13 protein-coding genes are annotated in these 11,892 nt (G+C 59.0%); 8 read left to right on the forward strand and 5 right to left on the reverse strand.

Going from position 1 to position 11,892, the window contains the following annotated elements; genetic code table 11:
* Positions 1-2: 2 nt before the first annotated feature.
* From H096_RS05440 to H096_RS05470, 7 genes are all read left to right on the forward strand, one after another.
* A complete protein-coding gene (locus H096_RS05440; protein ID WP_033897203.1) occupies positions 3-488 on the forward strand; it encodes a GDP-mannose mannosyl hydrolase in 486 nt (161 codons plus the stop codon).
* The gene (locus tag H096_RS05445) at positions 482-1,891 is read left to right on the forward strand and encodes a mannose-1-phosphate guanylyltransferase/mannose-6-phosphate isomerase (RefSeq protein WP_033897190.1); all 1,410 of its coding nucleotides are present in this window, start codon (positions 482-484) and stop codon (positions 1,889-1,891) included. Before H096_RS05440 ends, H096_RS05445 begins: the two co-directional genes overlap by 7 nt.
* A gap of 180 nt (positions 1,892-2,071) precedes the next feature.
* Complete coding sequence (locus H096_RS05450) at positions 2,072-2,311, forward strand: hypothetical protein (protein WP_033897191.1); 240 nt, start codon at positions 2,072-2,074, stop codon at positions 2,309-2,311.
* An 87-nt stretch (positions 2,312-2,398) separates the two neighbouring features.
* A complete protein-coding gene (locus H096_RS05455; protein ID WP_033897192.1) occupies positions 2,399-3,511 on the forward strand; it encodes a polysaccharide biosynthesis/export family protein in 1,113 nt (370 codons plus the stop codon).
* Between the two features lie 12 nt (positions 3,512-3,523).
* Complete coding sequence (locus H096_RS05460) at positions 3,524-4,177, forward strand: YjbF family lipoprotein (RefSeq protein WP_277621468.1); 654 nt, start codon at positions 3,524-3,526, stop codon at positions 4,175-4,177.
* Positions 4,174-4,941, forward strand: a complete 768-nt coding sequence (locus H096_RS05465; RefSeq protein WP_033897193.1) for a capsule biosynthesis GfcC family protein — start codon at positions 4,174-4,176, stop codon at positions 4,939-4,941. The genes H096_RS05460 and H096_RS05465 overlap by 4 nt, the downstream gene beginning before the upstream one ends.
* Positions 4,938-7,013 carry a YjbH domain-containing protein gene (locus tag H096_RS05470; protein ID WP_033897194.1) on the forward strand — a complete coding sequence of 692 codons (2,076 nt, stop codon included), beginning with the start codon at positions 4,938-4,940 and terminating at the stop codon, positions 7,011-7,013. The genes H096_RS05465 and H096_RS05470 overlap by 4 nt, the downstream gene beginning before the upstream one ends.
* Before the next feature lie 35 nt (positions 7,014-7,048).
* Here the strand turns inward: H096_RS05470 and H096_RS05475 are convergent, their stop codons facing one another.
* The 5 genes from H096_RS05475 to H096_RS05495 form a co-directional block, all read right to left on the reverse strand.
* Entirely contained in the window at positions 7,049-8,440 is a 1,392-nt protein-coding gene (locus H096_RS05475) for an undecaprenyl-phosphate glucose phosphotransferase (RefSeq protein WP_033897195.1), read from the reverse strand.
* Positions 8,441-8,680: 240 nt separating this feature from the next.
* On the reverse strand, positions 8,681-9,340 hold the full coding sequence (locus H096_RS05480) for a winged helix-turn-helix domain-containing protein (RefSeq protein WP_033897196.1): 660 nt from the start codon (positions 9,338-9,340) through the stop codon (positions 8,681-8,683).
* Positions 9,341-9,371: 31 nt separating this feature from the next.
* Positions 9,372-10,067: a hypothetical protein gene (locus H096_RS05485; RefSeq protein WP_033897197.1), complete on the reverse strand. Its 696-nt coding sequence runs from the start codon at positions 10,065-10,067 to the stop codon at positions 9,372-9,374.
* Entirely contained in the window at positions 10,060-10,788 is a 729-nt protein-coding gene (locus H096_RS05490) for a winged helix-turn-helix domain-containing protein (protein WP_033897198.1), read from the reverse strand. The genes H096_RS05485 and H096_RS05490 overlap by 8 nt, the downstream gene beginning before the upstream one ends.
* Positions 10,789-11,100: 312 nt before the next feature.
* On the reverse strand, positions 11,101-11,535 hold the full coding sequence (locus tag H096_RS05495; protein WP_033897199.1) for a GFA family protein: 435 nt from the start codon (positions 11,533-11,535) through the stop codon (positions 11,101-11,103).
* A gap of 120 nt (positions 11,536-11,655) precedes the next feature.
* Here H096_RS05495 and H096_RS05500 point away from each other — a divergent pair.
* Positions 11,656-11,892 (forward strand): LysR family transcriptional regulator (locus H096_RS05500; protein WP_033897200.1); only part of this gene is annotated, 237 nt, incomplete at its 3' end.

Consider the following 11,892-nt stretch of genomic DNA (forward strand, 5'->3'; position numbering starts at 1 on the left):
GTATGTGGCTTGATTTACCGACCTTCCAAACGGTCGTGGCGTCGACGCCCCTGGTGGCGATTGATCTGGTGGTCAGAAACGGCCGTGGTGAGGTTTTTCTCGGCCTGCGCGTCAATCGACCGGCCTATGGCTTCTGGTTCGTGCCCGGTGGGCGCATCCGGAAAAACGAGAGCCTGGACAGCGCATTCCGGCGCATCACCCAGGATGAGCTGGGGCGTCCATTCGAGCGCGCCACGGCACGGCTGCTGGGGGTGTACGAGCACTTTTACGAGGACAGTGTTTTCGCCAATGCCGGGTTCGGGCCGGACACCCACTATGTGGTGCTCAGCTATTGCCTGGAGCTGGACGACTCAACCCTGCAGCCGCCCGCCGAGCAACACCAGCAGTACCGTTGGTGGCCACAGGATGAGCTGCGCTTCAGTTCGCGGGTGCATGAAAACACCCGCGCCTACTTCACAAACCCTGTCCCAAGGATGCTCTCATGTTGATACCCGTGATCATGGCTGGCGGTTCGGGGTCGCGCCTGTGGCCGCTCTCGCGGCAGTTGAACCCCAAGCAGTTCTTGCGCCTGACCGATGCGCACTTGTCGATGCTGCAGCAAACCATCACCCGGCTGACGGGCGCCAACGTGGCCCTGCCGCAGTTGATCTGCAACGAACAGCACCGCTTCCTGGTTGCCGAGCAATTGCGTCAGCTGGGCATGGAGCAGGCGAGCATTCTGCTGGAGCCGGTGGGGCGCAACACGGCACCCGCCATCGCGTTGGCGGCATGCCAGGCGCTTGCCGCGTCAGAGGACCCGATCCTGCTGGTGCTGGCGGCGGACCACCTGATCGAAGACATCCCGGCGTTTCATGCCAGCCTGGAAGTGGCGCTACCCCTGGCCAGGGAGGGCAAGCTGGTGACCTTTGGCATCACCCCCACCCGCGCGCACACCGGTTATGGCTACATCGAGCAAGGCGCGGCGGTGGGCGAGGGCGGCTACCGGGTCAAGCGCTTCGTCGAGAAGCCGGACGCCGCCACGGCCGCGCAGTATGTGGCCAGCGGAGACTACGCCTGGAACAGCGGCATGTTCATGTTTCGTGCCCGTCGCTACCTGGAGGAACTCGAACGGTTCCAGCCGGCGATTCTCCAAGCCTGCCGTGCCGCGCTGGAGGGCGGCAGCCAGGATCTGCCGTTCACCCGCGTGCATGCCGCGACGTTTGCCGCGTGCCCGGACAACTCCATCGACTACGCCGTGATGGAGAAAACCCGCGACGCCGTGATGGTGCCGTTGCACGCCGGCTGGAGTGATATCGGCTCATGGTCGGCGCTGTGGGAGGCCAGTGAGAAAGATGCCTGTGGCAACGTGCTGCGCGGCGATGGTTTGCTGTTGGAGACGCGCGATACCTACGTGCACGCTGACAGCCGGCTGGTCGCCACCGTCGGGGTGCAGGACCTGATCATTGTCGAGACCAAAGACGCCGTGTTGGTGGCCCACAAGGACCAGGTGCAGCAGGTCAAGGGCATTGTCGACCAGCTCAAGCAGGCTGGGCGCCATGAGCATCTCAATCACCGAGAAGTGTATCGGCCGTGGGGCATGTATGACTCGGTGGATAACGGCCAGCGCTATCAGGTCAAGCGCATCACCGTAAAGCCGGGGGCCAAACTCTCGGTGCAGATGCATCACCATCGTGCCGAGCACTGGATCGTAGTCAGCGGCACGGCTCGCGTCACCAATGGCGAGCAGACCTACCTGGTCTCGGAAAACCAGTCGACCTATATCCCCATCGGCCAGGTGCATGCGCTGGAAAATCCGGGCGTGATTGCCCTGGAATTGATCGAGGTGCAATCGGGGTCTTATTTGGGCGAAGACGACATCGTGCGCTTCGAAGATAAGTACGGCCGCGCTTGAGGTTTCCGACAATTAATAACGTTGTATATAACTTCGGCGGCGAGCAACACATTGAGGGCCGGGCGGTTTATCGGCAAAACGTTATTTTCAACTAAGCCGGTTAGACATTATCTGTCTGGTGCGCTGTTTAGTTGGATGGCACTATCGGAATGACTACTCACTGACGATAAGGAGTCTGGTATGAAAACAGCACTGGCTATTATTGGGCTGAGTATCATGAGTGGTTCTGCACTGGCGGCCGAGGCGCCGTTGGGGCTCGACACCGCTGTGGTGGGGTCGGTGACGGTAGGGGAAACCCTGCTGGTCGGCAGCGCCATCGTTGCTGGTGTTGTCGCGGCTTCCAACAGCGGCGGCAGCTCCAACGGGGGCACCACCACGGGCACCACGGGCACGACCGGCACCACGGGGACCGGTAACTAAGTTGTAAATCTTGCGCTTTTCGACTGCTTGGATTCCCCGCCCAAGTGGTCTTTTTTTCTTGTCGTTTATCACGAGTGTCCTAGCACCATGATGCGTATTTTTTCTGTGGCGGCCCTGGCCGCCGCATTGTTGCAAGGCTGCATGTTTGCCCCGGGCCAATATATGGACACGGCGGCGTTGACCGAGCGCGGCAGTGCTGAAAACAGTCGGGTGGATTTGATTCCAATCACGCCAAAGTTGCTGGCGATGGAGGCGGCAACCCAAGTGCCTTATTCCATCCCGGCCGAACTATTGAGTTATAAGCCGGGGCCCTATTTGATCGGCGCTAATGACGCGTTGTATATCACCGTGTGGGATCACCCCGAACTGACGGCACCCTCAGGCCCGCAACAACAGATCGACGCCAACGGCCGCTTGGTCAGCCCCGACGGCAACCTGTTTTACCCCTACGTCGGTGAATTGGTCGCCAAGGGGCGCTCTATCGAAGCGCTGCGCAGCGAGATCACCGACAAGCTGCGCCAATACATCGACAGCCCCCAGGTGGATGTGAGTGTGTTGCGGTTTGCCAGCCAGCGTGTGGTGATCACCGGCGCGGTGGCCAAGGCCGGGCCGGTGCCGATCACCACCATCCCCCTGAATGTGATGGAGGCCATGGGCGCCGCAGGGATCGACCCGCTCAATGCCGACTTGTCGAACCTCACGCTCACTCGCGGCGGCAAGCGCTACACCCTCGACCTCGACACGCTTAACCTCGCGCAGTCGCGGGTGAACGACATCTACCTCAAGGATGGCGACCAACTGTACCTGGCCTACAACGACCGCAAACGCATCTATGTGATGGGTGAGGTCATGCAACCGCGCGCGCTGAGTTTCAAGACCCGCAGCATGAACCTTTCCGACGTGCTGGGCTCGGTCGGCGGGGTGAACCAGAACACCTCCAACGCCGACGCCGTCTACGTGATTCGTGGCGCGCAGAACAGCGCTGCCGAGCCGGCCAAGGTGTTCCAGCTGGAAGCGGCTTCACCTTCGGCCATGGCGCTGGCCACGCGCTTTGAGGTGCAGCCCCAGGATGTGGTGTTTGTCGGTCCAGCCAATATCACGCGCTGGAACCGCTTCATCAGCCAGTTGATTCCTTCCGCCACGATCGTCGGTATCGGTGCGTCCACTCAGAACAATCTGAGCGAAGCCAGCAACCGATAGGGTGGAACCTGCGTGAACACTCTGAAACTCGCGACGTGCATGGGATTGGCGTGGCTGCTAGCCGGCTGCAATCCGCTGATGACAGCCTCACTCGATACCTTCAAGGCGGCCGTGAGCGGCCCAGCGCCGCTGACGTTGAGCCAGGCCCAGGTGGATGCTGTGCCGTACCCGCAGATCAAGGTCACCACGCTGTCCAGCGAAGGGGTGATGGCGCTGATCCGCCAACGTGGCGATCTGCAGTTCTGGGTCGCTTCCGGCAAGCAGGTGCTGCTGCTGCGTGACGGCCTGGTGGTCCGTACGGTCGGCCTCGGCGTCGACCTGGATGGCACGCGCTGGCAGGGGCAATCGCCGTTCGAGCTTGGCCTGCACCGCGTGCCGGAGGGCTATCGCAGTACGCGGCAGATCGACGTCGTGGACGGCTATCGCATGGGCGTCACGCTCACCAGCCGCATGACCCGCAAGGGTTTCGAAACCATCGAAATCCTCGACAAACCCTACACCTTGTTGCGGGTAGACGAAGACGTCGAGGCGCCTGGGTTTCAGGCGCGCAACCGGTATTGGGTGAATCCCGGCGACGGCTTTATCGTGCAGAGCGAACAGCACCTCACACCGCGCCTGACGTTGTTCATTACTCAGTTGCAGCCCACGCGTAAGGATGCCCAATGAAGCGTCGAACAGTCACGGCGCTGGTGTTGTTGTGGAGTTGCGCCGGTACGAGTCACGCCGCCATGACGGTGAGTGGCCAGGTGCGCAACCCAGGCCCTGTCGCGCTGCAAGCCGAGGCGCGGTTGTTGGACGTGATCACCGCTGCGCAACCGGACGCCCAAGGTTATTGGCTCGGGGCGGCCTGGTTGCGTCAGCCTTTGCTGCAACGCCAGGCGCAGTTCAAGGCCGGTGTGCTGTTTGACTTGCAAACCTTGCAGCACGCCGCATTGGCCGCCGGGCTTGAGGGGCGCGCGCATGCGGCGGCCGAGCTTTATCGTCAGGTGCAGGCCTTGCCGGTGACGGGTCGCCAGGTCGCCATGCTGGACCCGGTGGCCGTGGAGGTGGGGTTTGCACCGAACCTGCCGGTCAGCGATGGCGACCGCCTGATGTACCCGTCGAGGCCCGACAGCGTACGGGTACTCGGCGCGGTTGCCGCTGGGTGCACGGTGCCGTTTGTGCCGTTGCGTCAGGCGCGCGACTACCTGGTCGCGTGCCCCTCGTCGAAAGAAGCAGATACCGATTACCTCTGGCTGGTCCAGCCCGACGGGCAGGTCACGCGCCTGGGCATTGCGCCCTGGAACCGCGAAGACGGCGTGCCGCCTGCACCCGGCAGCACCTTGCTGGTACCGATTCGCAGCGATGACCTGGACCCGCCCACCCCCCAACTGAATCAGCAATTGGCCGAGTTTCTCGCCACCCAACCCCTGGCCGAGGTCACGCCTTGAAATTATGTATTGCGGCCGTGCTGCTGGTGCCCTGTGGCGTCGTGCATGGCGATCCCCGTTACACCCAAAGCGACTTCGGCGGTGTGGGACTGCTGCAAACCCCCACCGCGCGCATGGCGCCCGCCGGCGAACTCAGCGTCAATGCCAACCGCACCGAGCCCTACAGCCGCTACAGTGTTTCGGCGCAGCCGCTGGATTGGCTGGAAGGCACCTTTCGCTACACCGCGATTACCAACCGTCCTTATGGCGCCGAGTCGTTCAGCGGCGGCCAGAGCTACAAGGACAAGGCCGTCGACGCTAAAGTGCGCCTGTATCAGGAAAGCCATTGGCTGCCGGAGGTCGCGCTGGGGTTCATGGACCTGGGCGGCACCGGGCTGTTTTCCAGCGAGTACCTGGTGGCCAACAAGCGCTATGGCGACGTGGATTTCAGCGCCGGTATCGCCTGGGGCTACCTGGGCAGTCGGGGTGACTTCGGCAACCCGCTGGGTGCGCTGGATGATCGCTTCAATGAGCGCCCTACCGCCGAGGGGTCCGGCAGTTTCTCCAATGGCTATTTTCGCGGGCGTCCCGCGCTGTTTGGCGGCATCGCCTACCAGACACCCTGGGCGCCGCTGAGCGTCAAGCTTGAAGTGGAAGGCAACGACTATAAGCATGAGCCACGAAGCAACAGCTTTCGCCAGGAGTCGCCGGTCAACGTCGGGGTGGTCTACAAGCTAGCCGATGCCATCGACGTGAGTGCGGCCTGGGAACGGGGCAACACCGCGATGTTCGGCATCACCCTGCACACCAACTTTGTCAGCCGCAAGGCACCGTTGAAAACCTACGATCCGCCGGCCCCCAAATTGCCAGCGCAGACGCCAGGCACACCGCCGGCTCAGGTGGACTGGGCGGCAGTGTCCCAGCGCCTGCATGACAACGCCGGCTACACCGTGCAGCGTATTGCGCAACGCGGGCCGGAGTTGGTGGTGTATGGCGAGCAGCAGCGCTATTTCTACAGCGCCAAAGCGGTAGGGCGGGCCAGTCGCATTCTAGATAACAGCGTGAATGACCAGATCGATTGGTTCACCCTGGTCAGCGAGCGGTATGCCATGCCGATCGAGGAAACCAGTGTGCCCCGCGCGACGTTTCGCGAGGTGGTCAACAACCGCGAAGACATAAAGGACCTGCACCGCCAGGTCGAGGTCAATCGCGCCAGCGAGCGCACGCAGACCGTGCTCTATACCCAGCCACCCAAGGCGTTCAGCTATGGGGTGGGGCTTGGCTACAAGCAGAACGTCGGCGGGCCGGATGGCTTGCTCTACCAGATTTCCGCCGATCTCGACGCCGAGTACCGCTTCACCCGCAACACCTGGTGGAGCGGCTTGCTGAGCGTCAACCTGTTGAATAACTACGACGGTTTCACCTACGACGCGCCGACTGGCTTGCCACGGGTGCGGACTGACCTGCGCCGCTATATGACCAGCGCCGACGTCACCTTGCCGACCTTCCAGCTCAACCATGCGCAGCGCCTGGACCAGGACCTGTATGGCATGGTCTACGGCGGTTTGCTGGAGTCGATGTATGCCGGTGTCGGCAGTGAAGTGCTGTACCGGCCGATGGGCCAGGGTTGGGCGCTGGGTGCGGACCTGAACTATGTGCGCCAGCGCGGTTTCGAGCAGGACTTCAGCCTGCGCGATTACCGCACAGTCACCGGGCACATCACCGGCTACACCGACTTGCCGTTCAACCTGCAAGGCGCATTGAGCGTAGGGCGCTACCTGGCCAGGGATTGGGGCGCAACGTTGGACCTGTCGCGGCAATTCGACAATGGCGCGCGTATCGGCGCGTGGATCACCCGTACCAACGTGTCTAAAGAAGCGTTTGGTGAAGGCAGTTTCGACAAAGGCCTCTACCTGTCGATACCCTTTGATGAGCTGATGAGCCTGTCGACCCTGCGCCGCGCCAACCTGGTGTGGGCACCGCTGACCCGCGATGGCGGGGCACGCCTCAACCGTGCGTATTCACTGCATTCGATGACGGATGGGCGGGACAGTGCGTTGTTCTACAAGAACATCGACAAGATCACGGAGTGAAGCGGGAAGGGGGACTTGAGGTCCCCCTTTTGATGTCAGTAGATATCTTTGGACAGCAACGTGAACGGCGTCTTCAGCAGGATCTTGATATCCAGCCACAGCGACCAGGTGTTGATGTAGCGCAGGTCGATGTCCACCCGTTGCTGCATTTTTTCCAGGGTTTCGGTCTCACCCCGGCAGCCGTTGATCTGCGCCAGGCCCGTGATACCGGGCTTGATGCGATGGCGCGCCATGTAGGCGTGAATCTTCCCCGAGTAGTAGTCGTTGTGTGCAATGGCATGGGGGCGTGGACCGACCAGGGCCATATGACCCTGCAGCACGTTGAACAACTGCGGCAATTCATCGATGGAAGTCCGGCGGATGAAGCGCCCGACCGGTGTGATGCGTGCGTCGTTGCGGCTGGCCTGGCGTACTTCGTGATCGTCATGCACGCGCATCGAGCGGAACTTCCAAACCTTGATCACTTCGCCGTTCCAGCCATGGCGGTCCTGTTTGAAAATCACCGGGCCGGGGGAGGTGAGCTTGATCAACAGCGCGAATATCAACAACAACGGGCTCAACACCAGGATCGCCAGCAAGGCCAGACTCTTGTCCAGCAACGATTTGCTCAGGGCGGCGGTGGGGCGGCTGGTCAGCGGGCTTTCATTGAGGAAGATCGCTGGCAGCCCATCCACTTCGGCCACGCAATGATTGAGCAGGAGCATGTTGTTGAGGTCGGGCACCCAGATTACGTCGACACTGATCTCCAGCAAGTTGAGGTACAGCGCCTCGATCTGTGTGGCGTCCTGCAAGGCGTGAGTGATGTAGAGGCGGCGAATGCCGTGCTGGCGGATCAGTTGGGGTAATTGCGGCAGTTCGCCGAGTATCTGTGGGTGTGCACCCTGGGCGGCATCGGCGTGACTGCCGACCAATCCCACCAGGGGGGAGCGCTTCTGGCGAGACAGGGTTTTAGCCAAGTCGACCGCCAGTTTGCCGGTGCCCACGATCAAGGATTTGTGCCGCTGGTGAAGTTGACGATGGTAATACCGGGACAGACTGTGCAGCGGGATATAACACACGGCCAACAAGGGGTAACTTACCGCTGCCCATAACAGTAAAATTTCAAGGGGAAACAATGAACTGGCATTGCAGGCGATACCCACCAGAGACACAATGCCTACGGTCAGTAGCCAGCCCATGAACAGGCGACCCAGGCCGACCCCATAGTCATCTTTTTTACTGTAGACATCACATAAGCTATAAGCAGGAAGCGATGCCAGTATGGTAAAAGCCGCCAAGACCCGATAGTTGTACTCAAGTTGACCGGTTTTAAACACTGCCAGCATAAACAGTACTGTAACGACCAAGCCCGATGCGAGCATCCACTGGCCCCAGAACGTCAAACCCTTGGGGGTCAGGTTGCGATGCATTCTAGTATTATTCAGCATAGTTCTGCTCCCGTTGGTGACCACGCGCGTGGTGGCAGGGTTTAATCACGCGGTGCAATACCGCACGCAAACGACAGGCACGCGCAGTCGCGTACCCGTGGATAGTAATGAACGGCAGGAAACAGTGGCTGACGACTTATAACAAGTTCAGTTCCATCGTGTTGGCGGGATGTTATAAAAGGGCAGGTATCAGCGTGTAGTAATAGGCAGGGTGAATAAAAAGTGTCAGGTGTCTTGTTTTTATCGGCGTGTCTGGGTCAATTCAAGAGGTTTTTTTATTTTCTGTGTAAGGCAATAACCACGGTTTCTTACTGCGCGGAACAAGCGTTCGCCGTCATTCGCCCGTTTGAACTTTTCCTGCAGTCGGCTCAGGCACATTTCCAGTCCGCGATATAAATCGGGCTCGCGTCCGATATTACGGATCAACTCTTCTTTGCTGACCACGCGTTCTTCATGGTGCAGCATCTTTTTAATCAGCGCGGACTCAATGGTGGTCAGTGAAATACGCAGGCCACCCTTGACCAAGGTTCGGTCATGCTGAGTCAGCAGCCAGAAGTCCTGAGGATACAGTTGAGTTCGATCAGATGCTGTCTCCGGATGAAACGTATGGTTTTTCGGTGCGCTGTCATCATCCTTGGGCGTGGGCATTCTGGATTCTTGTCGCACGGCGTTAAAAGGTTGTGAGGGTAAGGTGAGTGTATGGGTAATGACATAGGTATTCACCAGCCGATTTTCGCTGGGGTGGGCTTGTCGATGAGTGAATACCAGGTTGTTATCGGCAACGGCTGTTGTCGCGGGTGCGTTCAGATCGTAATGGAACAACTCTGCGTTGGGTGTGAAGTCTTGCAGTGCGATGGCCGGAAGTGTTGGTGTAAAGGCGTATTTCTTGAGGGAGCTCATAGTGTCCACCGATATCAGGAAGGTGCAGTTGTTATAAGCAGTCAGCAGGGGAGTAATAACCGCCCTGAAAATATTCGAATGGCAGGTTTTTAGCCAGCAGGGCACTGTCGGCAAACTCGACAGTGTCGGCAATGAAAGACACCTGGCTGGCATTGATCAGCTCTAGCATGCGGTCGTAGAGCCGATCAAACAGATCGGATCGGGTGTTGAGGCTCAGGCGCAGGGCGGAATCCGGGAACGGCATTTTAATGTAGTCATAGAGCTTGAGGTCGATCAGCAGATCGACCTGTTTTGTATCGAGTCTGTAGTTATTGTAGGCAAGCGTGATACTGCACTGGTCTTTCAGTTTATATAACTGGCGCACCATCGCCCGACGTTCAACCGGGCCCGGAAGGGCATCCAGCGAGTTGTCGATGGAGAGGGTGAACGTCTGTCGGTGCTTTTCCAGTGACTGGGCAGTCTGGATAATGCTTTTGTGAACGTTCTCGTTCATCAACGCTGCTTGATTGATCCGCAGAAACTGCTGGCCTGCTGCCGGGTGGGAGGTTTTACGGCGTGTGCCGATACGCTGTAGCGCCGCGTTGTAGGCACGTGGATGGTTTTCGTAAACGTCCTTGCAGGTCAGGCTGATTTCATTGCCCCAGAGTAAATGGTTGCGATCAACGATGGCCTGCCTGACAAGGTTGAATTCGCCTCTGGGCGTAGAGGACAGTTTCTCGTTATTCACGATTCGATCTCTCCTTGGCGGGTTGAAAGTAGCTGGCGCAAATAAGGCCGCGGCTTAGTTTGTATCCGTAACCGCGGATATTCTGAATAATATTGTCACCGTAGTGTGCCTTGATCTTGCTGCGCAGTCGGCTGATGGATTTCTCCAACGCTCGAGAGTCATAATACTTAGTGTTAAGGCCCATGACGGCGGCGATCTCAGTGTGACTGAGCAGTCGGCGTTGGATCAGCGCTTCCAGTACTTTCATTTCGACGAAGGATATTTCAAGTTTCTTACCGTCACCATAAATGCACATGCGATCCTGATCGAGCACCAGGCCGCACCGGTTCAGTCGTGCGTTCGCACTGAGGAACTCATCAAACAGGCTCAACTTTTTTTCAGGGGAGGTCTCTGCCACTTTGATGCAGTAATCCGCGCCGGCCAAATAGTATTTGGTCTTGCTCAAGGTAGACGCAAAAGTGATAACGACAAATATGGTGCAGCCAGGGTTGTTGGCTCGGGTGTTTTTTATGATATCCAGGGTTTGGCTGCTGGCCGAGGGTGTATCGATTTCTATAATGATCGCGCGGTAGTCTGCGTGACTTTCCTGGGTGTCAATTAGTTGTTCGTAGTAACGTGTATCGACTTTCAAATCATCCGCTACAGTGCGAACTATCAGCTCCCGAAAGTCCTCCGATTTAGATTGAGTCCGTGCAATAGCGAGGACATTAGAAAACTGCATCACCTACTCCCTTTTCCAGCATGCAAGGCCGTCAGTTCAATCGCTGCTAGCGTTTAGATACTAATCGAATTGAATACGGTAAAACGTGACAAATTTTAACATTCGTCAGTTTCTTTTTCAGAAAGGAAAAGGGTGTTGTGCGGTTATTGCGGGGATGTTTGCACGGGCGTACACATATGCTAGTGCAAATTTTTAATGCGCGATAAGTATTTTAGCCCAAACGTTTTTTTGGCGGAATCGGGAAAACCCTTGCATCGTCAATGGGGGAACGACACGTCGTGGCAGTTGAGAGTATCCGAGGCGTGGGGCAAGTTAATCCTGCAGCGCCAAGGCGAATGCCTCGGGTGTCGGGCTCTGCGGCCAGCATGGCACGCCGTCCGGCAACAGCAGCCATGGCTGTTTACGGCTGACCCAGATATGCGCGACCGGTGCCAGGGCGGGACTGTCGTGTAACGTGCCGACCCGCAAAACCCGCAGGCCCGGCGCGGCGCTGGTGGTGTTGCTGATACGCGTATGGCACCGCGCGCACAACTGGTGAGTCGAGTGTTGGCCGTCCATGTCGTAGGCGTACTCGGTCAGTGGCCCCTCGACAGTCAAGGCGTCCGCCGGCAGCAGTGCGTGCAGAGCGAATGCGCTGCCGCTCCAGGTCTGGCAACGGCGGCAGTGACAGGCATAGATGGCAGGTAGCGTCGGCAGCTCTAACTGATAGGTGACAGCGGCGCAGCGGCATTGGCCAGTGAATATCATCGACGTCCAGTCCTTTCCTGTGAGCGTGGGCGCAAGGCCCATCGGGTATGCTCGCCAGCTTGCCCCAGTGGCAACCCAAAGAACATTCGCCAAAATGGCCCACCGGCTCACAGGAAATGTATGAACGCCCCTCAACTTCAATGGGAAACCCAGCGCGCTTTCCTGGCTGTGTTACGCACCGGCAGCCTGTCGGGTGCGGCACGCTTGCTCGGCATCGCCCAGGCCACCGCGCGACGGCGCATCGAGGCGCTGGAACAGAGTGTGGGCGTCAGTCTGTTTATTCGTTCGCCCCAAGGCTTGCTCCCCACGGACATGGCCCGCGAACTGATCGGCCATGTGGAAGCCATGGCCGTTGCC

The sequence above is a fragment of the Pseudomonas sp. FH1 genome, from assembly GCF_000510895.2.
Taxonomy (GTDB): domain Bacteria; phylum Pseudomonadota; class Gammaproteobacteria; order Pseudomonadales; family Pseudomonadaceae; genus Aquipseudomonas; species Aquipseudomonas azotoformans_A.